This is a genomic window from Ktedonobacter racemifer DSM 44963, assembly GCF_000178855.1.
Taxonomy (GTDB): domain Bacteria; phylum Chloroflexota; class Ktedonobacteria; order Ktedonobacterales; family Ktedonobacteraceae; genus Ktedonobacter; species Ktedonobacter racemifer.
This window is the reverse complement of the sequence record NZ_ADVG01000002.1, coordinates 1,908,978-1,934,460: the sequence shown is the minus strand read 5'-3', so window position 1 is coordinate 1,934,460 and position 25,483 is coordinate 1,908,978. Positions and strand designations below refer to the sequence as shown.

The following is a 25,483-nucleotide window of genomic DNA, read 5'->3' as shown; positions in this document are numbered from 1 at the left end:
ACCAGGAGCCCATAGCTATCTATGAAAGAAATTGTATTTCGTACAAGCTGGGTGTTTGTCCTGCATGTGTGCGGGACAAGCACCCAGCTTGTCTCGGCAATCGTCCTGCTTGTTCAGACCCCCACTGCATGTTACAATGGAGACCAATATTGCGAACGTTTGAAACTGTAAAGAAAAAGGCGCATGGACGAATACGTGGAGGCCGGGCGTGTGAACCAGGCCGCAATCGAAGATTTTGTTGCTCGCTATCCCTTTCCCATCGATGATTTTCAGCTAGAGTCTGTGAGTCATCTGCTGGATGGGCGCTCTGTTATGGTGGCCGCCCCTACCGGAACTGGTAAGACCCTGGTTGCTGAGTTCGCTGTCTGGTTAGCACAAAAGCGTGGGCAACGTATCATTTATACGACCCCTCTTAAGGCCCTCTCGAACCAGAAGTATCGTGATATGCGCGAGCTATATGGCTATGACAATGTCGGCCTGGTGACTGGCGATATTGTGGAGCATAGTCATGCCTCAATTGTGATTATGACGACCGAGGTCTATCGCAATATGCTGCTGGAAGATGGAGGCGAGCGCTTCGTCAACGGCGAGCGTCTTGATGCCAGCGAGCTGCGTGATGTCGGCTTTGTGGTCTTTGACGAACTGCATTACTTGAGTGATTTTGATCGCGGCCCCGTCTGGGAGGAGGCGATCATCTGTTCACCTAAACATGTGCAACTGGTGGGCCTCTCCGCCACGGTTAGCAACGCTGAAGACCTGGCAAGCTGGATCAGTCGTGTGCATCGCCCCATCTCACTGGTCTTTCACGAGCAGCGCGCGGTCCCGCTGGAGCACTATTATTACTATGGCGATAAGATTCACCTGGTGCAGGATGCCGAGGGTAACCGCGTCAATCGTTTCCCCAGAGTTGGTGGCGAGGCCAAGATCGCGCAGATGATGAATCGCCGACGTATCTACGTGTATGATAACGATGAAGAGGGCGAGGTTGACGAGGAGGCCGTCACCGAGGAGTTTTGGGATAAGCAGGAGAATCGGCGTAAGGGTCGCGTGCCCAACCGCGAGCAGCGACGCCGGGCCGAGCGCCGTGGCAAATCAAGCACCGCGCGCGCGCAGCAGCACTCGTCTGCTCCCTCTACAGCTTCGGCGCATGCTGCTCCCAATACTGAAGAGGGCAGCGAGGCGGAAGAGCGCCCGGTACGGCCACGTCAGCGCCAGTTCTTCAAGGCCCCCGAGCCAGGTGAGACATTGACCGCGCTTCGCAACGCCGATATGCTGCCCTGTCTCTACTTCTTGCCTGGTCGTCGTGTGGTGGAAGAGGCCGCCACGAGCGCCTCTCTGCATAGCTTTACGACCCCCGAGGAGGAGGCCTTTATCCGCGAAGAAATCGGAATCTGGCTTGATCGTCTACCACCCGAGGACCGCAACCTGCAACAGGTACTCTCCCTGACGAACATGCTTCCGCGCGGAATCGCCTTCCATCATGCCGGTCTGCTGCCGGGACTGAAGGTGCTGGTGGAGACGCTCTTTGCCCAGGGACACCTGCGCGCTGTCTTCGCGACCGATACCCTGGCCCTGGGCGTGAACATGCCAGCGCGTACCGTTGTGGTGGGTAGCCTCAGCAAGTTCGATGGCCAGGAGATGCGCCTGCTCACGCCCAATGAATACCGTCAGTTGACCGGGCGTGCTGGACGTCGCGGCATGGATGTGCGCGGCTCGGCAGTTATCCCCTACTCACCCTGGGAGCCTTTCGAGGATGCGTTCCAGCGCATCACGGGCGAGATGCTTCCCGTCACTAGCTCTTTTGTCATTCGCTATAACTCGGTGCTCAACCTCTGGCGGCCAGGAGATGTACAGCATCTGCGCCGCATCTGCGCCTCCAGCCTACGCGAGTACCAGCGCTACCTCATCTGGGAGCTGAACGAGTATCATCGCCTGGAGAAGCGCTATCAGAAGGCGCGCAAGTCGGGCAATAAGAAAGGGGCGGCCTCTGAGGGCGCGTTTGAGGCGCTAGAAAAGCGTCGCCAGCGCATCGGCTCCTACCCACTCAGCCGGGCGGGCGCCGCCGAACTGGATGGCACTATCTTCGCCCTGCGGGCACTTGGCCATATCGGCCAGAACGATGAGTTGACGCTGAAGGGGCGCCTCCTGCGCGGCATCTTCCATCCCGCGGGTATCATGCTGGTCGAGATGATAATGCGTGGTGTCTTCGATGGCATGTCGCCCAACGAGGTCGCCGAGATCTGTAGCTGGTTCACTTTCAGCAACGATAAGCGCCTGCATAATCGGAATGTCCTGGCGTCGCGCCTCGCGCGCGTGCGGCGCGATCTCTACCAGGTACTGCAACATGTCCATGGCATCGAGGAGCGGGCCGGGATTAACTTTTCACCGAGTATCCAGCCAGAGTTTCACGGCGTGGCCTTCGCCTGGTCACGTGGCATGTCCTTGAATGCGCTTCTCAACCGGATCGAGCTGGCAGAGGGCGATATCCTGATGCTGCTCAACCAGACCATTGACCTGCTCCAGCAAGTCCAGGCGGCAGTTGGCCAGGTGGCCGACATGAAGGAGGCCTGGGATAAAGTGGTGCCGCTGATGACGGATGGTGTGATGAACGAGCGGAATGTGGCCTCACACACGCAAGCGCAATTGACCGAACTACAACAGCAACGCGAGCGCCTGGCTGCCCTGCGCCCCCTCTTCGCACAGGCGGCCTCTTCCCTGCTACGTGGCATTATCATACAGAGTCGCATGGTACCCTCGATGTCCGTCCAGATCGAGGATAGCGTGCTTCCGCTCGACGCGGAAGAGGATCGCGACTCAACCGGCCTGAGCGACTCCCAAACCTTCGTCGAAGAAGTTTAGAATGAATATGCATGAGACCCCCTTCACCACAAAATGGTGAAGGGGGTCTCATGCATATTCATTCACTAGCCCTCTTTTCCCTATTTCCTACCATTTTGCTTACTCGCCCGTTTAGTATAATAGTGCGCGCTACCGGAGAGCCTTGGGAAGTCATAACAAACGATGTTATAACATACGCTACCGAGATACATCCTTGAGTGAGCTTTAGTGTAAAGTGTTTCCTGTCGGTTGAGCGCCAAAAGAAACATTACTTTGGTCATGCCTACAGGGCCTAGAAGTTGTCAGAACCAGCCAAGTTGAATAATATGTACAAAGGTACAAATATCTCTAGTGGCTGATAAAGATGCGGTGGGTAGAGGATACAGGTGTGATGGATCACGTTGCCCACGCGGATCGCAATAGATCGAAGGACGAAGACTAGCTAGCGATTGTATTTGTGAGCAGGAAAAGGGGTAGGTTTTAGAATGAACGCAGAAGCTTTGATAGGAAGAGCGCTGGGGACTTGTACGCTCCAGAGGCTCATCGGTCAGGGAGGCATGGGCGCTGTCTACCAGGCGCAGCAGTCACGCCCGCGCCGCCAGGTTGCCGTAAAAGTGCTGATGCCGATGTCGCCCTTGAATCCTAATCAGCTAGCGGCGTTCCTGGAGCGTTTTCGCCGCGAGACGGATGCCGCGGCCTCGCTGGATCATCCTAATATTACGCCCGTCCATGAATATGGTGAGCAGGATGGGATCGCCTACCTGGTCATGCCCTACATCAGTGGTGGTACGCTCCGCGACGAATTGGAGCGCTTTGGACCCCTGCCGCTTGATAAAGCTACGCACTATCTCGAACAACTGGCCGCGGCTCTTGATCACGCGCATGATCACGGGGTTATTCACCGCGATATTAAGCCAGCCAATATTCTGCAGACCCCCGAGGGGCGTCTTTTACTGACCGATTTTGGCCTGGTGAAGATTGTGGGCGAGGGCTATGCCCCCCAGGTTCGCCTGACTGGCGAAGGGGTGCCAGTTGGCACGCCCGATTATATGGCGCCCGAGCAGGTCATTGGCAGCGATGTTGATCAACGCGCCGATCTCTACTCCCTGGGTGTGATTCTCTTCCAAATGCTCACGGGAACAACTCCCTTCCAGGGAGAGACGCCTATGCAGATTGCCGCGCAGCAGTTGCAGGTTCCGCCACCCTCGCCCCAGGCTTTGCGTCCAGACTTGCCCCTGGCCGCGGCCCAGGTCTTGTTGAAGGCCCTGGCTAAAAAGCCGGTTGATCGCTATACGACCGCGGTCGATTTCGCTATCTCTTTCCGTAATGCCTTGCAGAGCTCAGGTGTCCAGCTTGGTGTGAGTCCGCTACTTAATGGCGTTACCTCCAATACAGGGCGCATTTTTATTCCCAAAGGCATGCTTGAGCCTGCACGGCATAGCGCACGTATTCAGACAGTCCCCGGACCGACCGCTCCCCCTCCCCAGGCTGAGCCGGCTGCTCCTGCCGCCAGAGGCCAGTTTAGACCTGGCGTCCTGCCCTCGAAGAAGCTTGGCCAGGTCAGCCCCGTTGGTGGTGGCCTGCTGGCACGTGCGCCGGGCATTGCCGATGCATCGGCAGTCGCTCCCGCTGATCCGCTCTCTCCTCTGCCGATAGAGGCCGCGCGTCCGGCAGGTGGCCTGCTCTCGCGTACGGGAAAATTTCCCCTGGTGAATGGTACGCCAAAGGACGAAATGGCGCAGCAGATACCAGAGCAACTCTCTACTATGACACAGGCGCCGCAGCAGGATTTTAATACGCAGTTTGCCGCTTCTCTGTTGCCCTCGACGCCCCTGGCTCCTCAGCCTGAGTCAGCGGGTATGGTAAAGCGCAACACGGGTACGTTGATTGCGCCTTCGGGCCAACAGAACACAGGCGCTCTGCGTACAAACACTGGCTCACTGATGTCGATCAACAAGCAGCAGGGCACGGGTGCGCTGACGCTTACCAATGGCAATAACGAAACGGTCAAGCTCACCGGGCCGGTAAAAGTCGTGAAGGTGCCTGTTGCGGGCCAGCCTGGTCGCTACGTGACCGGCATTCTGCCCGTCATTCCCGCCGATGATAAGATCTCTGAGCGCTCGGGAGTCTCGTTGGGCGTGAAGATTATTTCCATCTCGGTGGCGACTGTGCTGATCCTGCTGGTTGGGGCCGGTATGTTCTGGTTTATGCATAATCGTTCGAGCCAGGTTCCACAGAACAATACCGGTAGCGGCAGCAGTGTGACGAGTACCCAGAAGACCTCGGGGGCACCAACCGATCCCAATATCCTGATTCAAGATCCCCTGGACCATAACGCGCACGGCTGGGCTGAAACGCCGGCTGATATGTATGCCTTTAAGGATGGGGCCTATCATATCACGAACCATACCGATGCCAGCGGTATCAGTCTCCTGGAGACCTCACCCTTTAATGGCCCTATCACGTATGCAGTCTCGATGCGCCAGATCGCTGGAGATGCGAATTCGGAGGTCAATACCTTTGGCCTGATCTTCCGCTTCTCGCAGTCCGTGCAAAACAAGAAGCAGGTCACCCACTTTTACACCTTCGAGGTCTTAAATAAAAAAGGTGGCTACTACCGCTTCTGGAAATATGATGATAGCTCGGGCGATAAGAATAAGTTCTGGCAGCAGATTGGGAAGAACGTCAATCTTGGGAATGAGTTTAAGGTTGGGCAGGACGCGAACGCGACAAACACGCTTACCGCGACGATGGATGGCAACAAATTTACCTTCTGGGTCAATGGCAAGAAGGTGATGGATGCCACTGATAACTCCTATGCTACCGGCATGGTGGGTATGATTGTGAACCTGAAAAACTCGGAAGTCGCCTTTAGAAACCTTTTAGTAACGCGCGGGGTAAACAATCCTACTCACTAGTTTTGGGGCATCACTGGTCCGTTCCTATTCATCTAAACGTAAGAGGCAGGTCGTCGTATGAACGCAGAGGATTTGATTGGTAAGGCGCTTGGGACATGCACCTTGCAGCAACTTATCGGTCAGGGTGGGATGGGAGCCGTCTTTCTGGCTCAGCAGTCTCGCCCACGCCGCCAGGTTGCGGTCAAGGTGCTCTTCCCTTTCACGCCGCTCAATCCCGGTCAAAAGGCTGCGTTCCTGGAGCGCTTCCGGCGTGAGACGGATGCCGCGGCCTCCCTGGTCCATCCAAATATCATGCCTGTGCATGAATATGGCGAGCAGGATGGCCTGGCCTACCTGGTTATGCCCTACTTGAGTGGGGGCACGCTCCGCGATGTACTTGAGCGCGAGGGGCGCCTGCCCCTGGCACAAACCAGTAACTATCTTGAACAGCTCGCGGCCGCTCTAGAGGTGGCTCATGGGAGAGGTGTCATTCACCGTGATTTGAAGCCGGCAAATGTGATGCTCACACAGGAGAGCCGCCTGGTCCTGACCGACTTTGGCCTGGTGAAAATCCTCTCTGATGGGCAATCCGCGCAAGTGCGCTTGACGGGGGCTGGAGCCCCTCTGGGCACGCCCGACTATATGTCGCCTGAGCAAGTCATCGGCACTCCAGTCGATATACGTGCTGATCTTTACTCGCTTGGCTGCGTGCTCTATCACATGGTCACAGGAAGTTTACCCTTTAAAGGGGCACTCCCTATGCAGGTGGCCATGCAGCATTTAAATAATCCGCCGTCCTCACCACGCTTGCTGCGTCCGGATCTTCCGGTGGTAGCTGAGCAGGTGATACTGCGCACCCTGGCGAAACGGCCTGAGGATCGCTATGCCAATGCCAGTGAGATCGCGGGCGCTTTTCGCGAGGCGCTGATCTCGGCTGGTGTCTCCATTGGCGAGACCCTTAAAGTGCCTGCCGCTCAGGGTGATGCTTCTTTTACCAAGCGAGGTCTGTTTGATCCTATGTGGCAACAAAATCATTTTTCACAAGACGAGAACTCGCCTCAGAAGCCTTCTGAACAGAAGCAACCATTTCCACCTATGCCTGCTCCCATAGGCCAGGCAGCCCCTGGCGCTAACGCCCAGGCATCTCAACCCGCGCAACCGCCCGCGCGCAATGATTTTATCGCCAGGACGAGTATGACGATGCCCTCTTTTACAGGCATCCTTCCTCCAGAGATGCAGGCCGCTCCGGTTCGTCCGACGCCCGTGGCCCCGGCCCTCTCTTCAGGAAATACCAATTTCGGCGATGCCTCCTTTGGGCTGCCTAATACATTTCTGGCGCAGAACCAGAATCAAGCGCCTAACCAGTACACGCCACCCTGGGGGCAGGAACAATCGCCCGCGATCCCGCAGGAGGATTTTCCGCAGGCGCCGTCCTCATTTGGAGGAAGCGCGCCATCCACTCCTCGTGCAGGCGGGCTATTAAGCCAGTTCTCATCTGAGAAGCCACAGGCGACGCCTCAGCCCAGAGGCTCCTCATTCAACCTGGCGCAGCCTTCCTCGCCAGAGGCGGAGCAGAACGCACAGCCTGCTTCTTCATCACTCTTTTCCTATGGGTCTAAGCCTACGGGTCTGTTAAATTATGCCGCGACGGCGCAACCAGCTGCTGAGCAGCCTGTTGAGCCAGCGCAGACTGGCATGAATAATGAGCAGCAGGGGATGATGCAGCAGCCTCAGCAGGATGGATGGGGACAGCAGCAGGGCTTCGCGCCCAACTGGCCACAGCCTGGTCAGGGCAAGACTGGCACGCTTGCTGATTTTGGTGCCCAATATCCTGAGCAGGGAAAAACGGGTCTCCTGGCGCCAATTGGCGAGGTGAGCGCGCCGGGCGCTTCAAACACAACCAGCATGATGCGCCTGGTCCAGCCGGCCCGGGTCTTTAAGATTCCGGTCGCGGGCAAGCCTGGTCAGTATGTGACGGGTATGCTGCCCCAGCTGCCCGCCGGGATGCAGGATGATCTGAAGGCAGAGGAGGAGAATCTAAAGCAGAAGAAGTTAAGCAATCGCCTGAAATCGGCTATCTTGATTGTCTCAGCCGCATTGATCATCTTTGGTGGTAGTCTCTTCTGGCTAGTCAATTCGCATACTACCCCTCAACAGCCTAACCCTCATGATACAATGCTTCAGAAAGCCCAGGCGACCAGCACCGCCCAGGCAGGTGTGACGGCAACGGCTCAGGCGTCTAATATATACTTCGAGGACCCTCTCGATAGTAATACTCATAGCTGGCCGATTGGTCCTGGCTATACCTTTAAAGATGGGGCATATCATATCAAAAATACGTCGAATAATGTCAGTACTGCCATTTTGCAGGATTTTTCGCTGCCCGATTCCTTTGTCAGTACGATCACAATGAATGTGATCAAAGACAATGATTCCGACGCTCATAATGAGTACGGCGTGATCTTGCGTTATCAGAAGGATAGCAAGGGTAAGCGCAGCTTCTACCTCTTTGATGTGCGCAACTTCAAAGGTGGGCGTAAGTACCAGTTCTGGAAATATAGTGATAGCCGTGGAACAGATGCTGGCGCAGCCTGGAAGGAGCCGATTTGGGAAGGCGACATCAAGAGTGAGTACAAGGGCGGTCACAACCAGCAAAATGTCATCAAGATTGGTGTGCAGAACGATAAATTTACGTTCTATGTCAATGGCAAGCAGGTCGGTAACAAGAGCGATAACTCGCTAAAGGGTGGGCAGGTAGGCATGCTGGTGTATCTCAAAGATACTGAAGTAGCCTTCTCCAACCTGGCGTTGACCCGCAATTGATAATGTATCGCTGGGTACATCCGTTGCGTTGTAGGGGCCATGTTGGCATGGTCTGGTCACCCGAGGAGAACCGCATTCTCCAGCGCTTGGAGTCCAAGCAAGCTTGGACCCTACAAATGTAGGGGCGGCGTTGGTTGTGTCATGACACGCTGTATTGTATCTGGATGCCAGTCCGTCTGGTCATAGGCAAACGTTGCGGCAATTTATAGGAAATTGCCGAGGATTGAAACGAGGTAACGCTTGAACACGTTGTTCGTACAGACATCTCTGCATTCGGTGATGGGGATGGTCCTTGCCGCGGTAAGTCCACGTCAAATGACCGTTATCTCCATTGCTCTGTGGATCAGCGCATTCCTGTGCATTCTGAACATCATCCTGGCGGTCGTGTATCGAAGTCGTTCGAAGCGAGAGGTGTTCTCCTATTGGGCTATCTGCGTCCTCGAACTGGCGATTTTTGTCTTTGCCCTACTCTTACGAGTCGGGGTTATCTCTCAGGTTCCATTCCATTTGCCACAAGGCCTGCCCGTTGACCGCCTGGATATTGGCGCGGCGCTGGCCTTTGGTATCGGCCTTTTCCCGGCGGCCTTCTGGCATCGCGTCAACCTCTCTGATCTTCCCAAGCGGATTGGGGAAGATGGCAAGGCTATGAAGAGCGGTAAGGGGACGGTGAGCGAGGCTCCTGGGGAGTGGATGAATTAAATATTGTAGAAAATTAATGGTGATCCAGTAATGTTACGACGATTCCTTAGTGCGTTCGTTGAGTTTTCGCGCTCTTGTAGCTCCTGGCAGATACGCATAGTGACGCTGGCATTTCTGGTCCTGAGTATTGGTTGTAGTTCCCAGGCACTTGTCAGTGCCGTTGCTGCCAGTTCCCATGTCATGCAACCAGTAAGTAGCGCAGCTAATAATATTGATACTCTTGTATATCCTCATCAGCGCGCCTGTACTATTTCGCCACAACCAGTGGCGCAGAGAAGCACATCGCAGAATGAGCCGCTTGCAGGTACGTCGAGTATGATGCCCAATACCTGCTCGCATACACAAAAGTAATGCTCTGTATTTATCTATCCGATTGTGTGCATGCCTCTATTTTTTAAGGTGCCCCCTTTCCAACGGGGCACCTTTTGCGTGTTATGGTAGGAACTTTCGCTGTGACGATGCGTACAGGTATATGTATGGGTTTTTAGCGAGGGGCTGAGATTATGCCCCTTGGATCTTCGCTCCCTTTCTACGTTTATCTTGCTGACACCATGTGCAAGTTATTTCTGGTTAAGGATGTGGTAGTGGCTGCCAACTGATACCACATCCCTAACCAGGGCGAGTGCCATAGGTGCGAGATTGGGCGCTCTCGCTTATACTTCTATCATTGGTAGACACTGTAGTAATAAAAAAGGATGTTTTGAATGAATACCTTTCCTGAGCAGAATCCTCCACAGACTCAAGATACACCTTTTCCTCAACCAGCCGTAGCTCAGGCTTATCCACAAGCATATTCATCTACTCAAATGGGGCAGAGTGGTGAGCAATACGCGGTTCTGACGCAGGACCTGTTGCAAACCTTCGGCCAGAAGGTCGCCGTAAATCATCTGAACCTTGCTGTACGTCCGGGTGAGTTCTTTGGCTTTCTGGGTCCCAACGGCGCTGGCAAATCGACAACGATCAAAATGATGGTGGGACTCTTGCGCCCGACCTCTGGCTCGGTCTGGGTGGGAGGCGTGGATGTCTGGAAAGATCCACTTAGTGCGCGTGCCCTGATGGGCGTGCTTCCTGAGCACCTGAATCTCTATGAACGGCTGACGGGGCGTGAGTTTATCATCTTTGCAGGCCATATGTATGGCGTGCCCGATGCCGATGTGACGCGCCGCACCGAGGACTTGCTACGTGTCCTTGACCTGGCAAACGATGCGGATAAGATGATTGTTGATTATTCAGTAGGTATGCGCAAGAAAGTCGCGCTGGCCGCGGCCATCTTGCATCGCCCCCAGGTGTTGTTCCTGGATGAGCCGTTTGAGGGGATCGATCCTGTGAGTTCGCGTGTGATTCGCGACATTCTGCATGAACTGACCCAGCATGGAACGACGATCTTCTTCTCCTCGCATATTATGGAGGTAGTGGAGCGTCTGTGTACGCGCGTTGGCATTATCAATCAGGGCGTGCTTGTCGCCGAGGGGACGCTGCAAGAGCTGCGTGAGCGGGCCAGTGGCGACGACAAAGATGCCTCGCTGGAGGACGTCTTCCTCAACGTCATCGGTGTACGCAACGAGAACCATAATCTCGGTTGGCTTGACTGAATCCTTATTCCGAAACCCAACGTCACTCTCGTGACTAGCGCTTCGCGCTCAGGGTTTCGGATCAGAAGTAATAGGAGTGTGGTGTGCTTATCCATCGCGATAAAATCCGCTGGCTGCTCTGGCTGCGCTGGAAGACATTTCTGCGTGGCTTTACCCGCCCCGGTAAGGGCAAGGTCGGACGCATCATTAGTCGTATTGTGCTGATCCTGGTGCTGCTTTGGGCGGGTTTCTGGGCGGCCTTTCTCTTCTTCGCGGCGGGCCGCTTTCTGCCAGCCCCTGCCAATTTTGAGGCGACCTTGTTGCTCCTGACGGCGCTGAATGTGCTCTGGGTGGTGCTGCCGCTGCTTGAATTTAATACCAATGAAGGTCTGGACCTGACCAAGCTAGCGCTTTTCCCACTTACGCGAGGCGAGAAGATGCTTAGTCTCGTGCTCTCGACCCTGCTGGACACAATGACGCTGGGCCTGTTACTGGTCTTTGCGGGCCTGATTGCAGGTTGGGCCTTCTCGTTGCCCCTGGTGCTCTTTAGTATTGTGACGGTGCTGGTCTTTTATGTGCAGGTGATTGGCGTCGGCCAGCTCATCCTCTCGCTCTTGATGAGCTTCTTGCAGAGCCGTCGCTTCCGTGACCTGGGTGTCTTCCTGATCGTGCTTATCTCCTTTTCTGGCTATCTCTGCCAGTTTGTCTCGCGCGGAATCTTTACCGAGAACTTCATTAATAATCTGAGCAATCATCCGTATTCGCCCTATCTCCAGTGGCTCCCGCCCGGCATGGCGGCGCGAGCCATTGAGCAGGCCTCGGTGGGGAACTGGGGCCAGGCGCTGCTCTGGCTGCTGGCCTTGCTGGCGGTCGGCGTGGTGGCGCTCTTCCTCTGGCAAATGATTGTAGAGCGGGCGGTGGTACGTCCCGAGGTCGATAACTCGGCCAGGCGTGTGCGTCGTCGTTCCACAAGTGAGGCTGTGGTACCTTCCACAGCGGCAGCTCCTGTGAAGGCATCTGGAGCCAGGCCAGCTCTTCTGGAGCGCCTCTTCCCAACGCCAGCGCTTTCGCTGCTGGGCAAGGACCTGAAATATATGCGGCGTGATCCACAGATTACCGGAGCCTTGCTGCAATCGGTGCTTGCGCCTGTCTTTGTGGTCGCTGTAACGCTGTTTAATGCTACATCTGGTGGCGGGACGAGCTCAAACAGCTTCTCTAGCTGGTCCCCGCTCTTGCTGGTGCCATTGATGGTCTGTCTCTCGCTCTACCGCTTCTCGTATAATATCCTGGGCTTTGAGCGCCAGAGCCTGGGCACGCTCTTCCTCTTTCCGATCAAGCCCTGGCATATCCTATGGGGCAAGAACCTGGTCACCTTCACGATCGGGATTGTGGAACTGGTGATCCTGGTGCCGGTGGCGATGTTCCTCTCGCATAGCTTGAATCTGCTCGTTCCCGTCCTGGCGGGCGGCTTCTCTGCTATCTTTGTGGTTGTGGGCCTGGGAAACCTGACCTCGGTCTTCTTCCCTCAGCAGTGGCGGCAGATTCAGCGTGGCTTCCAGACCTCGATGGGTTCAAACTCTGAGGCTGGCTGTATGCGGGCCGTGATGTCGCTGGTGACGCTCGCGGTCCTGGTCGTGGTGATGGTGCCAGTCCTGCTGGCATTGGGCGCGCCACTCTTCTTTGGCATGACCTGGCTCTGGTCGCTGACGGTTCCGCTTTCGCTGGTCTACGGCGTCCTTGTCTATATCGGTATCACATCGCTTGTGACTCCTCGCCTGCTGAATCGCAGTCCCGAGATCCTCTCAGTCGTGACACGCGCCTAGCTTGACTTTATACCTTTGAGTAGGATGTGTAGAGCGCCCTGGCAGCCGCAGGCTGCCAGGGCGCTCTACACATCCAGTTGTTGTATCAGTATTGGCTATCTTTAGCCCTTCTTGTGTGGCTCAGCCTTCTTGCGTGAGCGCAGGAAGATGAACAGGAGTCCAAGCAGCAGGCACACAATTAGCACATAGGCGACGATATTGACAATTGTGAGCAGGCTATCAGGCGATACGTTCGTGGCCTGGGCCAGGGCGGGTGGATAGAGGCCGGTAATAATAAATTGCGGGTTTCCACCTACGGCGAGGGTATTGATGGGCTGGCGTCCAGGAACATCGTACATGACGACTTTGCCACTCGTGAGCGCGATAAAGGCGAACTGTCCATCGCTGGTAATAGCCACTGATTGGGGATGCTCCTCCAGCGAGATGACCCGGTTAGGCTCTTTGGGCAGGGAGAAGCCTCCATGTACCGGGTTGAGCACCAGCAGTTGGTTGGTGCCCCGGTCGGGAACATACATCTCGCCCGTAGTTTCATCAAAGTCCATGGGACCATAAGAGCCGCCAGAGAGAATTTTTGTGACCTTGTGTGAGACAAGGTCAATAGTCATAATGTTCCCAGCACGGGTAGTGACATAGACCGTCGTACCAGGCGGGTTAGAGAGATATTGAGGGCCGCCGTCAACGGGAATGCTGGCAAGCTGCTTATGCTGTTTCAGGTCATAGACGATGACATCGTGCTCGCTAGAGATCCAGAGTTGATTGCCAACCGTATCTGACTGGGGATCTGAGACATAGGCCATGGCCAGTCCATAGACGGGACCATCTGTTGCCAGCGTGCGTATGACCTGGCAGTTTTTGGGATCAATCTCACGCACGCCGCTGGTCCCATTGCCGCCACTGTAGATAAGCTTGGTGTTCAGGTCGTAGGCTAAAAGTGTGGGCTGCCCGGGAACGCTTGCCGTACAGAGTGTATGTCCATCATGTGTATCGAGGACCGCGACCTGGTTGCTCTGAGGTAGTGTCACAAAGAGGTCCGCGCCATCGACGCTGAGCAGGACGGTGTGCGGGTTGCCTTTCAGTGCTACGTTTTTTGTGACCTTCTGCGTGGCGATGTCGATGATGCTCAAGCCCTGGCTGGCGCCTGCCACGTAGGCCAGGTTGGGCGCGCCGCCATCGGCATAGGCCAGGCGAGGACTGCTCCCCATGAGCAGGAGGCCCATCAGGGTAAGTGTCAAGAGTAAGGTGGGATAGAGCAAGCGACGTCTACTGTGCACCATGATGTCACTTCTCCCTTTCTAGTTTTTCGGTGTCAGCGAGGTCCAGTGCTGGCTGGCCTGGTCAAAGCGATAGATGGCAACCGGGTAGGAGAGCGAGATATAGACCTCTCCTGCGTCACCCGGGTGGGCCACCACATTGAAGTAGTTCCCTTGCAGGGGAGGTAGTTTGCTCCAGCTTTTGCCGCCATCGCTGCTGCGATAGAGAGACGTGCCAGTCTTCCCGTAAAGTGTGAGCGGTTGTTGTGAGGAGACGCTCAGCGAGTTAATGGCCGCGGCTGAATAGACCTGTTGGAAGGTCTTGCCATGATCCTGAGAGGCATACACGCCATCATCGCCGCTGGCATAGATAGGGCCGTTGTTCCCGCCTGTCGCCAGCTCATAGATGCCGCCTGTGTTCTGTAGCTTTGTCCAGTGTTGTCCATCATCCTCGCTACGCGCCAGGCCATCGCTGCTCCCGGCCAGGAGCACATGTTTCTCGCCTGGGAGGGCGAGCAGGCTGCTCAGGCTGCCAAAGGGCAGCTCGCCAGCCGCCTGAAAGTTCTTTCCACCGTCCAGGCTCACGAGTAGCCCATGACTGCCCAGCGTGTTGATATAGACATAGACCTCGTTGGCGGAGGTAGCGCCAGCCTGGGCCAGGAAAAGCGTGCTGGGCGTAAGCTTCCGGGCGGCAATGCTGAGCTGCCAGGTCTGCCCCTGGTCGCTACTGGTGTAGAGGCCAGGTGTACCCTTCGATGACTTGTCAGTGGGCTGAGCCAGGGCGTAGATGCGTTGAGAGTCTACGGGGCTGCTCACCATGGAGTAGCTCATCAAGCCCTCCATCGCCTGCCCTGGGCCTCCTGCCACCATCTTCCAGCTCGCGCCATCATCTGTGGTACGGAAGAGGCCATAGTGGGTCGCGAGCAAGAGCGTATGGTTGGCAAAGGCCAGCAAGGAGTGAGGATGATTCGCGGCTGTGCCAAAGACATTGACCTTCTGGGCGGTCTGGGCATTGCTTGTTGTGGTATCGTTCCCGGTGCCGCTACAACTCGCGAGCACCAGGGCCATAAGTATACATAAGCTCAATGGTAGCCAGCGTCGAAAACGCCTGTTGCCCCAGCTCATATTCTGCTCCTCAAAATATTTTTCTACACAAATGTTACTACGATGTCTGAATGCGGAAACTTGCGGTATGTTGTGTCGTATCCGTGGTGCGGATGTGTACATCAATTTGCCACAGTCCACTCATCGGGAGAATGGCGGTACCGCTGAAGTTTCCTCTGTCGTCAGGCTGTAAAGTGAGTAGCGTGGCGCCCATGCGCATCTCAACCATATCCGCAGCCAGCCCAACCTGAATGTTTTTCGCGTTCTGCCCTTGCTTATCCAGGACATGGACGGTGAAGGTGTTAGGGCCAATGCGATTGGGTGAGATGGTAAGTTGAACGTTGAACTGTTGATCCTCGGTTCGCATGCTTCCCTGGAAGGGCTTATTTGTTTTGGTCGCGGTGCCTGTACTACTAGCAGGCTGAGCAGGCGCAGTGGTAGCCGCGTAGACGCTCATGAGGCTGCTTGCGAGCAGGAGTGTGATACCCAGCAGCGCCTCCCAGCGCAGAAGCGTGTGGAGCGTGCGCGTAGCGTGTTCGACCTGACGCTCGATTTTCTTGCTGACATCAGCGGCCAAGCGTGCTTTTGTCTCCTCGCCAGCCTCAACCTGGATCCGCTCAATTTTCTTGTAGTCGCGGTTAAGACGTGGGCGAATGAGCAGATCTTGTACCGCTCCCACGCAGAGTAGTATTGCCAGCAGGAGGCATTTTACAATCAGGGTACGGCCATAAGGGGTGCTCAACACCTGCTCCCAGGATTGCAGGTGCAGGCTGGAGCTGAAGGGTCCTGTGACCAGGAGGAGAAGCAACCCGGTCAGGGCCAGGGGAGAGAAAGCGCCTAGTGTGTTCAGCAGAGCTTTTCCCTGAGTGAGCGGGGGCTGATCGCGTAGGGCGGGCAGGTAGACCCAGGCGACGTAGAACATGCCGCCGACCCACATAGCGGTACCCAGCCAGTGAAGCCAGTCGCTACCAAGGCCCAGGAGTGATGAGCCGCTGATAGTGGATGCGCCATGTCCGCTCAGGGCGAAGAGGAGCAGGAGGATGCAGCCCAGTGCCAGCCTTCCCCATGTCAGGAGCGACGACCGCGAATATTGCGCATCAGTGGCGTCAGGTGTAGCCTGTGCAGGCAGCAGGAGCGCGACGATGAGCAGAAACTGCTGCAAAAGCCAGTAGGTCCCAAATCCTCCCGTGGTAAGGAGTTGTATGGCGCTGGGTATAACCTGCGTGCCCTCTCCCTGAGCAAGCGCCAGACTATTGCTGAACAGCAGGCCAATATTGGCGCACAGGAGCAGGATCAAGAGTGGCTGCGCCAGTTTATGCTCAAACAGCCGCTCTTCGCGCTCACGTATGGTTTGATGCTCGGTGCTCGCCTGTTTGTATGTAATAAATGCGCGCCAGAATAAGGTCCCGACCCAGAAGGTTGCACCCAGCGCCAGAAGGGTTTGCATCAGCCCATAGAGCACGCTCACAAGGTCGATTTGTCCGGAGGCAAGAGACGTGACGCCAAAGGCATTAGCCACTCCCGCCAGGCTTGCGCCTTGAGGTAAGGCTCCATCTGGTCCAGTTATACCGAAGGTAAAGGCGCCTGTCAGCGTCTGCCCATCGTAGCTCGCCAGCGTGCGCCAGGAGACAGTATAGACTCCTGGTGGCAGGGGACTTTGCAATGGGACGACAAGCTCATGACCGCTGGCATAGGTGCGTAAATCGACTCGCCTGTGTTCGGCGTTCTGGACCATGACCGTACTGGCCACTGGATTGAGATCTTCGCTAAACCAGAGATGGACCTCGGATGGCGCGGTGAGCAGGAGCTTATCTGCCGGGGGATCTGAGCGCAGGAGGATGGAAGACGCCTGGCCTGGCAGGGGAGTCATCACTAGCAGGAGCAGGGCGAGAGGCGCAGCTATAGTTAGAAATGTATGTATAGGTATAGCCCGAAAAAATCTTTGTGCTTGCATACGGATAACGACCTTTTGTACGTGATGTCCCGGTGGAGGGATGCCAGACCACAGTGTAGCATACCTGGCAGCGTTGTTGAAACAGGCTTCTCCTATCTCGCAGTAGATATGATATTATGATATAAACGATGGCTAACATCAACGTGCTATAGAATACTGATATATAATAATGGTATCATGGGAGACATAGAAAATATCGATAATTTGCTCGCATTAGAAGCGCTGCTTCAGGTGACGTTTCACGACCGTTCTCTGCTGCTACGAGCGATTACGCACCACTCGTGTTGTACCGAAACGGCGCTACGCGACTCATATGACACCCTGGAATTCCTGGGCGATGCGATTATTAGCGCTCATGTTGTGGAGTACATTTATCGCAGCTTCCCAAACGCGAGTGAAGGGGATATGACGGCCCTCAAGTCCGAGGTGGTAAGCCGCCGTGTCTTTGCGCTTATTGGGCAGCAGCTTGGGTTGTTCCCTTTTATTCGCGTGGATATCGCGAACCTGCGCACCTTTAATGAGCGGTCGCGTGACTCATTGTGTGCGGATGTGTTGGAGGCGCTGGTGGGGGCGATTCATATCGATCAGGGATCAGAGGTCGCGCGCGACTTTGTGGCACGGGCAATTCTGCCTATGGTTGAGCAGATCAGTGTGCAGGCGGACACCAATCCTAAAGGGCGTTTGCAAAAGATTATCTTGCAGCGCACGGGAAGTCTCCCACGCTATCGTGTCCTGGAGCAGAGTGGGCGTAATAATGATCGTATCTTCCTGGTAGGTGTCTATGATCAGGAGACGCTTCTAGGCCTGGGCAAGGCCTCCAGCATCAAAGAGGCTGGACGCCTCGCGGCTCGCGAGGCGCTAGAGGCTCTACAGAAACAGCGCGGGAACGCTCCAATCATTGATATAGGGGATGAGCCGCAGCCTCAGCTTTGATCAACGCGAAGCAATGTAACCAATGAATAGATGCTTCTGTAAGGATAGCTGGAAGGGGAGAGATGGCAGCTCACGATCTCGTCAACTGGTATGAGTCCAGTCTCGCTCCGACTGAGCGGAAGACGCGAGGACATTTCTCGACGCCACCGCGCCTGGTGGAGCAGATTCTCGATGCCTGTGGTTTCTCGCCTGAGCGCAATCTCACCCAGCTCCGTGTCCTCGATCCTGCCTGTGGTGGTGGCAACTTCCTGACGGCTGTCTTACATCGCCTGGTCCTCTCGGCGGAGGCCAACGGTTTGAGCCAGCGTCAGACGTTGAGTCGCGTCCAGCAAAACATCTGGGGTTTTGATCCCGATCCCGTCGCTTGTTTTATGGCTGAGATGCACCTCCGTGAAGCACTTACCACATATACCCTGCAATCTCTCCAACATCGCAGTTCTCTGCCACTCCATATCCACCAGGCCGACGCGCTTACATTTCCCTGGGGGCAGGCGCTGGCGGAAAAGCGCCATGCCGATATTGATCTCTTTCTGGCGAATCCTCCTTACCTGGCGGCCAAAAATACCGATCTCAGCGCCTATCGCCAGGCGCGTGGTCATCAGGGACAGAGCGATAGCTACCTGCTATTTCTCGACCTGGCATTGCGCCTGGTGCGCCCTGGTGGTTGGATTGGCCTGGTGCTGCCAGATCCAGTGCTCGCGCGCACCAATGCCGCAAGCGAGCGCCAAGCACTGTTGCGAGAGACGACGATTCACCAGCTCTGGCATCTCTCCGGCGTTTTCTCGGCCTTTGTGGGCGCGGTCGTCATCGTGGCGCAGAAGCGCCTGCCTAAGCGTTCGCACCAGGTGACCTGGACACGTGGACAATGGCACCTGCCTAGTGGAACGGTAGTGCCCATTTCCATCGGCAATGAATCGTTGATTTTGCATACGCCAATTCTAGGGAGCGAGAAGTCCGAACAGGCACACGAGCATACTAGTATGATCAGGCAGGAGGTCCTGGCACGTCAACCTGAAGCGGAGTTACGCTACTTATGGGGGCGCATGCAGGGGACCTTAATTGAACGCCTCTATCTGCATAGCCAGGTCCAGGCGGGTAGGAAGGCCCTGTTGGCCCCGCTTTCGCACTGGGTCACCGTCAGGCGCGGTGAGGAGCTGAGTAAGGATCACGCGCTCCTCTCCCCCTGGCGCCCGGATGAGGGCGAGTGGTATCCCGTCTTACGGGGAGGCGTCGATATTCTCCCCTATCGCTTTCCTCAAGCTATACGCTGGATGCAACGCGAGCATATTCACAAGCCCCTGGCGCGTTATCACGCCCCTAAGATATTGGTGATCAAGAGTACGGGCCAGCTTCAGGCCACGCTTGACCTTGAGGGGCATATTGTTTTACAGACGCTCTATATACTCAACCTTGCGCGTGAGGATCTACGTACATCCCAGGAGCAGGAAGACGAGCTGCTTTTTCTGCTGGCCTTGCTCAACTCGCGTCTCCTGCGCGCCTATACCTATGTGCTGCATACAGCGTATAAATGGGTGCAGCCGCAGATCGAGCAGCATGTCCTGGCGCACCTGCCTGTCCCCACCCTGGCTGGCCCCGAGCGCCGTTTCATCATTCAGCGCGCCAGGGAGCTACAGTCCGCTTGCAGCGCGATACCTCCCGTAGTAGAATTGAAGGAGAAGGAGATGTACGAGGAGCTAGAGCAAGCGATCTGCGCGCTCTACGAATCAGCTCTCCAGGGACGGCGAGCAAGCAGTTCGCCCTTAGATCGAAGAAGCGCCGACAAAGGAGTCACCTATGGCTGATACACGTAAAATTCGCGTCCTGGTTGCCAAACCTGGCCTGGATGGGCATGACAGGGGCGCGAAAGTGATTGCGCGTGCCCTGCGCGACGCGGGCATGGAAGTAATCTACACTGGCATTCGTCAAACCCCGGAGATGATCGTTGAAGCCTCGGTCCAGGAGGACGTGGACGCGATTTTGATGAGCATTCTCTCCGGCGCACATATGGCCATCTTTCCCAAAGTCATGGAGCTGCTCAAGCAGAACGAAGTTGATGATGTGCTGGTGGCGGCAGGCGGCATCTTACCCGACGAAGACATTCCTGCTATCAAGACTATGGGCATTCAAGGCTGTTTTGGACCGGGGACCTCGACCGATGAGATCATCAAGTTCGTCCGGGAGAACGTGCGGTCTGAGCGCTTGCTGACCGAGGTATAAGCCTTGCAAAACATCATTGAACGCTTACTACAAGGAGATCGGCGTGCCCTGGCCCGGATGGTCACGTTGATCGAAAACGAGGCCCCGGCAGCTTCTCGGTATCTAGCTGAACTCCATCGCCACTCTGGCAACGCGCATATCATTGGCGTGACCGGCTCGCCCGGCGCCGGAAAGAGCACGCTGGTGGCACGCCTGGTGCGTGAGTATCGCAGGCGAGAGTGCAAGGTTGGTGTGATCGCGGTGGACCCGACCAGTCCCTTCAGTGGTGGGGCTATCTTAGGTGATCGCATTCGCATGATGGAGCTGGCAGGCGACCCCAATATCTTCATTCGCAGCATGGCCAGCCGGGGGAACCTGGGCGGTCTCTCCGCCTCGACGCGCGACGCCGTGCGCGCCATGGATGCCGCTGGCTATGACCCGATCATTATTGAGACCGTGGGCACAGGCCAGGCTGAGGTCGAGGTTATGCGCACGGCCCAGACGGTCTTCGTGGTGGTCGCGCCCGGCATGGGCGATGACATCCAGGCCATCAAGGCAGGGATCTTAGAGATCGCGGATATCTTCGTGGTAAGTAAGATGGATAAGCCAGGTGCCGACCAGACGGTCGCCGAACTGGCGATGCTGCTCAGCCTTGACTCCAATCGCAAGCAGGCGGAGTGGCGTATCCCCATCATCAAGACCTCGGCCGTAAAAGAGCAAGGTATCGCCGAACTGGTGGACGCCGCGCAGAAGCATCGCACGTACCTCCAGGACAGCGGAATGATGCAGAGCCGTGCCCAGCGCCAGGTACGCAGCGAACTCCAGGCCCTCATCCTCCAGGCCGTCGCCAAATCGCTCCGCGAGGCCGTCAGTGAGGAAGAATGGCATGAACTCATTGACGATATCACGAAGCGTGAGCGCGATCCCTACTCCGTCGCACGTGAGCTAGAGGCCCGCGTGGGCCTTAACGGCGCGTAATTCTCCCTGATTGGGTGCATGGGACATAATTGAAGCAGGCAACATCCCCGCTGAAAAGAGGTTTGGTGCCTGCTTTTTATGCTTATGTTCAGGTGAAAGGCCAGTTCCGTTTGTGTGAGGGCGCGCAAGAATAGGCACAAGTAAGTGGATCAAAGCAATTTTGTATCTGAGCAGAAAGCGTTGGCGCGGAAACGAGAAAAGCGTGAGTAAAAAAGCGACATCCGAGACGGTATTAGAAATGCGGGGACGTGACCTGGTGATCACGCCTTCCTCAGAATATAGTCAACTGGCTCCTGATGAGCAGTTAACGGCGCTGTTTGGGAAGCGTCTCTCGCCTTTTGTGGCGGAGACCCTGACCCATGATAAGCGTCATGCCTTCTGGCGCACCAAGCCCTACTATTTTAGCGCTGTGAAGGCGGCGCTCCAGGAGCAGCAAACTTTCCTCCGGATCGCGTTCGAGGAACGCCCCACCCTCCCTTTCGCGACGCGTCTGGGGGTGTCGCCGCGCCCATATCAGCAGGAGGCTCTACAGGCCTGGCTGGACGTAGGAAGCGCGGGCGTTGTAGTCCTGCCGACTGGGGCTGGCAAGACCTTTACCGCCGCGATGGCTCTGCATGAATTGGGACTCTGGACCCTTGTCGTGGTGCCCACGATTGATCTATTGCAGCAATGGCGCGTTGCCCTGGCCGCTGCCCTCTCCCTGGAGAGCAGTGAGATCGGCCTCTTTGGTGGCGGCGAGAAAACCCTGAAGCCGATCACTGTGATTACCTATGACTCGGCGGCGCTCTATCCACGCGAGTTGGCCCAGTTTGGCTTGCTAGTCTTCGACGAGTGCCATCATCTTCCCGCACCGACCTATCGCCTGATCGCGGAATCGGCCTTTACCCCCTTGCGCCTGGGTCTGAGCGCGACCCCCGAGCGTAGCGACATGGCGCATACAGAGCTTGATGAGCTGATTGGACCCGAGGTCTATCGCCGCTCCCCCTCCGAGTTAACTGAGGGTCGCTACCTGGCTCAATATCGTGAAGTGGTCGTACCTATTGCCCTGGCGGAGGAGGATGCTGAGCGCTACAATGAGCAGCGCCAGATCTACCGCGCATTTTTGCAGCGACGACGCATTGTTATTCGCTCGCCCGAGGATTTTCAGCAGAAGGTGATCTATATGAGCGCGCGCGATCCAGAGGCGCGCGAAGCTATGCTGGCCTGGCGTGAGGCGCGCAATATCGCCATGAACGCGCCCGCCAAGTACGCTGAAATCGAGCGTATCTTGCGTGAGCATGCCCAGGACCAGGCCATCCTCTTCTCGGAGTACAACTATGTCGTGGATGAGATCAGTCGCCGCCTGTGTATCCCCAGCATCACCTATAAAACGCCTGCCGAGGAGCGGCGCACCATCCTCGAACGTTTTCGCTCAGGTCAGTATACAAAACTGGTCACCGGGCGCGTATTAAACGAGGGCGTCGATGTGCCCGACTGCCGTGTGGCAGTTATCGTGAGCGGCAATAGCACTAAACGCGAGTATATCCAGCGCCTTGGGCGCGTGCTTCGTCCCAAGGAGGGCGAGGCCCTGCTCTATGAACTGGTTACCTCCGATACCACTGAGGAGTCGGTGGCGAAGCGGCGTCGTTAGAGAAGGGAGGCGCGGGAGGGTGAACCCTCCCGCGCCTCCCTTCTCTAGTGACACATTACTTAAATCGTTTGGAGGTCAATGGCCGCCATGTATTGGCATTCGATATAGGCCTGGTTTGCGCCTGCGGAGCCTGGTAGCGGCTGTGGACTCTGATTCGGAGGAATTGTGCGCCCGGTGTAAGAGTCGGCTGCTGCCTGTTTGAGTTGGAGAGCTATACTGAGGTTCGCTGGATCAGCCAGGTCAGCAGCCTTCAATAGAAGAACGTCGTTAGCACGTACTTTTTGGAGCCAGTCTCGCAGATCTTGAATGGCATATTCGGTATTTTGGACGCGCTGTAAAAGATCCTTGTTCCCGCCAGCGACCTGCTTGACCTGCTGCACCTGTTCATCCAGAATATCGAGATAGCCTTTCTGGCTGGGTGAAGAGAGCAGTCCTCGAGTTATACTCAGCTGAGAGGGAAGCTTTTGTGGTAGATCTCCTGACTGGCGGGCATTGCTGCTACCATCGAGCATCTCGATCACGCGTATGGCCTGGCGCATAGCCAGGGGCTTATCATTCACATGGTTTTGGAGGGTATCGGCAATACTACCCGTTTTATCGTTCATCGATTTAATGGTTTCAAAGAGTGTCACGATAACGCTCTGGTTATTCTCCAGGCCAGGAGTCGAGGAGAGAATATTTTTGACTGCGGTCGCGACTTTGGGATCGAGCACACCATGGTAGATGTGTTGCTGGCCAGGAGCCTGGGGCTGTGTATTCGCTTGCTCTAACGTGATAAGCACCCCTGTCGCGATGTTTAGCAGGTCTGTATGTTGCGTATCGCCAGGATAGGTGTAGATGATAGCATTATTCTGGAGCGGTAGTGTGCCCAGGGGCAGTGGCTTTGTCTCCGTTTCCAGCCAGGCAAAATAGGATTTGCCTTGAGCGGGAGCGCTTATGTGGTCTATCTGTAGGTGGAGTACATCGTTATGCCCAAGCGCATCATCCTGGAAGAAGACGCGTGCGGTGTTGTTGATGGTTGCCGTGGGCTGAGCGTTATGAGGCTGTAGCCAGAAAATTCCCAGGAATGCACCTCCGAGCATGAGTAGCAGCACAACTGCGATCAGGAAAACATACGCGGGCTTATCAGTAACGCGTTGACGGCGCGGAGGTAATGCCAGAGGTGGCGTTTGTGGCGCCATTGCAGATCGTGGTGTCGCTACTGATGAGTATACGTGGGTTGCCTGTTGCGGCTCGCGTGCTGGCATTTCTGGAGGCCTTACAGGCCCTACAGCTGGCGTAGGCTGGGGTGTAGCATTGTAGGTAGCCTCGCGGACTTGATGGCCAGAACGGAGACCTGAAGAGCGCTGTGACGGTGCTATAGGTGACTGCGAGATTCCTGGTAGCGACTGTGAAGTCGCGGGAGGAGTTGATAGGGGACGCGAATTCGACGGTCGAGCCTGGTCAACACCTGGTAGGGATTGTGAGGCTGTGGGAGGAGTTGGCAAGGGACGTGAATTTGACGACAAAGGTTGTGAGGCAGGAGGGAGCGCGGGCAAGGGCCGGGAAATAGGCGCATTGAGTGGTGGCTGCACTGTTTGTGGTGAAAACGGCTGTGGAACCCCTAAGATATTGATCATTGGTCCCCTTTGCGCGACCGAGTGGCCTGGCTCTGGAAGGGCAGGAATGGCGCGCAATTTCAGACTTGGACGCATGGAGCAGGCCTCTGCAATGGCTGTTGCCAGGAGTGAGGCACTGGCAAAGCGGGCAATAGGATCTTTCGCGAGTGCGTGCAGGATGACCTCGGAGAGGGCCGCGGGAACATTCGGATTGATCAAATTAGGCGGCGTTGGAAGCGCATTCACATGCTGCATCATAATTGAGATGGGGCTTTCTCCACGAAAGGGGGGAACGCCGGTGCAGATCTCATAGAGCAGGGCTCCGAGGGCATAAATATCGCTACGTGTATTGGGGTAACCACCACCTGCCTGTTCTGGTGAAATATAAAAGGGCATGTCGGCGTTGGGCGTGATACCCAGCATAGGGCAGAAGCCGGTATCGACGAGTAAGGGCTCACCAGCATCAAAATTGGTGCGATTTTTTGCCTGGAGCAGGATATTCTTGGGCTTAATATCTCCGTGAATGATCCCCTTGCTGTGAGTGTAATCTAAGGCTTCTCCCAGGCAAGAGTAGAGATAGACAATGTTATGTATTGAGGGAAATTGACCGCGATGCGAGGTGACTTTCAGATAATCGTTACAGGTTAGTCCCTCAATGTAATCCATCACAATGTAGGCGACGGTTTCATTTCCATTGGGGGCGCGATAGACATTGACTTCGCGTAAAGGCACGAGATGATCCTGGTGAAGCGCACTCAGGGCCGTCCCTGCGGTCGTGAAGTCATTGAAGAAGTGAGGATTGGCCTGCTGCAAATCGGTATGCAGGAGCTTGATAGCAACATCGCGCTGGAGTTGCAGATCCCGTCCTTTCCATACCTCGCCAATGCTGCCTCGACCTATTTTAGTGTGTAGCTCATATTTGTCCAGGCGTCGTGGGGTTGTGCTCATTGCCGCCTCCAGTGGCTGAAACGGTGCCTTTGTTGTAGATGCTCTAAATAATCGGCATAACAACTTTACAGCCCAATGCCAACCATAGCATAGGGTATATAAATGTTCAATTGCAATAGGATATGCCTCCTATTGCTCCGTTTTGCGCCGGAACAAAAAGAATAGAGGAGAATGTGAAAGTCTGAAAAAGGCGCCAGATCTTTGCTATAATGACACCTCGCCGTGTGATGTTGGACGTATA

At 55.9% G+C, this 25,483-nt stretch carries 16 protein-coding genes; 12 read left to right on the top strand and 4 right to left on the bottom strand.

The window, feature by feature from the left end:
• Positions 1-21 precede the first annotated feature (21 nt).
• From KRAC_RS71605 to KRAC_RS24585, 7 genes are all read left to right on the top strand, one after another.
• Positions 22-171 (top strand): hypothetical protein, encoded by a 150-nt coding sequence (locus tag KRAC_RS71605; protein ID WP_007911821.1) that lies wholly within the window; start codon positions 22-24, stop codon positions 169-171.
• Between the two features lie 12 nt (positions 172-183).
• Entirely contained in the window at positions 184-2,859 is a 2,676-nt protein-coding gene (locus tag KRAC_RS62400) for a DEAD/DEAH box helicase (protein WP_052568554.1), read from the top strand.
• A 464-nt stretch (positions 2,860-3,323) separates the two neighbouring features.
• Positions 3,324-5,756, top strand: coding sequence for a serine/threonine protein kinase (locus KRAC_RS62395; RefSeq protein ID WP_007911818.1), 2,433 nt, complete (start codon positions 3,324-3,326; stop codon positions 5,754-5,756).
• A gap of 57 nt (positions 5,757-5,813) precedes the next feature.
• On the top strand, positions 5,814-8,558 hold the full coding sequence (locus KRAC_RS62390) for a serine/threonine protein kinase (protein WP_007911816.1): 2,745 nt from the start codon (positions 5,814-5,816) through the stop codon (positions 8,556-8,558).
• Between the two features lie 240 nt (positions 8,559-8,798).
• Positions 8,799-9,257: a hypothetical protein gene (locus KRAC_RS24595; RefSeq protein WP_007911814.1), complete on the top strand. Its 459-nt coding sequence runs from the start codon at positions 8,799-8,801 to the stop codon at positions 9,255-9,257.
• Positions 9,258-9,961: 704 nt separating this feature from the next.
• Positions 9,962-10,849 carry an ABC transporter ATP-binding protein gene (locus KRAC_RS24590; protein ID WP_007911813.1) on the top strand — a complete coding sequence of 296 codons (888 nt, stop codon included), beginning with the start codon at positions 9,962-9,964 and terminating at the stop codon, positions 10,847-10,849.
• A gap of 83 nt (positions 10,850-10,932) precedes the next feature.
• Positions 10,933-12,651: a putative ABC transporter permease subunit gene (locus tag KRAC_RS24585; protein ID WP_007911812.1), complete on the top strand. Its 1,719-nt coding sequence runs from the start codon at positions 10,933-10,935 to the stop codon at positions 12,649-12,651.
• 101 nt (positions 12,652-12,752) lie between these two features.
• Here the strand turns inward: KRAC_RS24585 and KRAC_RS24580 are convergent, their stop codons facing one another.
• From KRAC_RS24580 to KRAC_RS24570, 3 genes are read right to left on the bottom strand one after another with little or no spacing between them, the layout of a single operon-like run.
• A complete protein-coding gene (locus KRAC_RS24580; RefSeq protein WP_007911811.1) occupies positions 12,753-13,925 on the bottom strand; it encodes a YncE family protein in 1,173 nt (390 codons plus the stop codon).
• Between the two features lie 18 nt (positions 13,926-13,943).
• Positions 13,944-15,026, bottom strand: coding sequence for a hypothetical protein (locus tag KRAC_RS24575; RefSeq protein WP_007911810.1), 1,083 nt, complete (start codon positions 15,024-15,026; stop codon positions 13,944-13,946).
• A gap of 37 nt (positions 15,027-15,063) precedes the next feature.
• Complete coding sequence (locus tag KRAC_RS24570; RefSeq protein WP_007911809.1) at positions 15,064-16,959, bottom strand: copper resistance protein CopC; 1,896 nt, start codon at positions 16,957-16,959, stop codon at positions 15,064-15,066.
• A 177-nt stretch (positions 16,960-17,136) separates the two neighbouring features.
• On the opposite strand from KRAC_RS24570, the gene rnc reads away from it, so the two are divergent.
• From rnc to KRAC_RS24545, 5 genes are all read left to right on the top strand, one after another.
• Positions 17,137-17,892, top strand: a complete 756-nt coding sequence (gene rnc / locus KRAC_RS24565; protein ID WP_007911808.1) for a ribonuclease III — start codon at positions 17,137-17,139, stop codon at positions 17,890-17,892.
• A gap of 62 nt (positions 17,893-17,954) precedes the next feature.
• Entirely contained in the window at positions 17,955-19,694 is a 1,740-nt protein-coding gene (locus tag KRAC_RS24560; RefSeq protein WP_007911807.1) for an N-6 DNA methylase, read from the top strand.
• On the top strand, positions 19,687-20,109 hold the full coding sequence (locus KRAC_RS24555) for a cobalamin B12-binding domain-containing protein (RefSeq protein WP_007911806.1): 423 nt from the start codon (positions 19,687-19,689) through the stop codon (positions 20,107-20,109). The genes KRAC_RS24560 and KRAC_RS24555 overlap by 8 nt, the downstream gene beginning before the upstream one ends.
• Before the next feature lie 3 nt (positions 20,110-20,112).
• Positions 20,113-21,066 carry a methylmalonyl Co-A mutase-associated GTPase MeaB gene (gene meaB, locus KRAC_RS24550; protein ID WP_007911805.1) on the top strand — a complete coding sequence of 318 codons (954 nt, stop codon included), beginning with the start codon at positions 20,113-20,115 and terminating at the stop codon, positions 21,064-21,066.
• A gap of 202 nt (positions 21,067-21,268) precedes the next feature.
• Positions 21,269-22,696, top strand: coding sequence for a DEAD/DEAH box helicase (locus KRAC_RS24545; RefSeq protein WP_157507024.1), 1,428 nt, complete (start codon positions 21,269-21,271; stop codon positions 22,694-22,696).
• Between the two features lie 59 nt (positions 22,697-22,755).
• On the opposite strand, the gene KRAC_RS24540 is transcribed toward KRAC_RS24545, so the two are convergent.
• Complete coding sequence (locus tag KRAC_RS24540) at positions 22,756-25,242, bottom strand: protein kinase domain-containing protein (protein WP_007911803.1); 2,487 nt, start codon at positions 25,240-25,242, stop codon at positions 22,756-22,758.
• Positions 25,243-25,483: the final 241 nt, after the last annotated feature.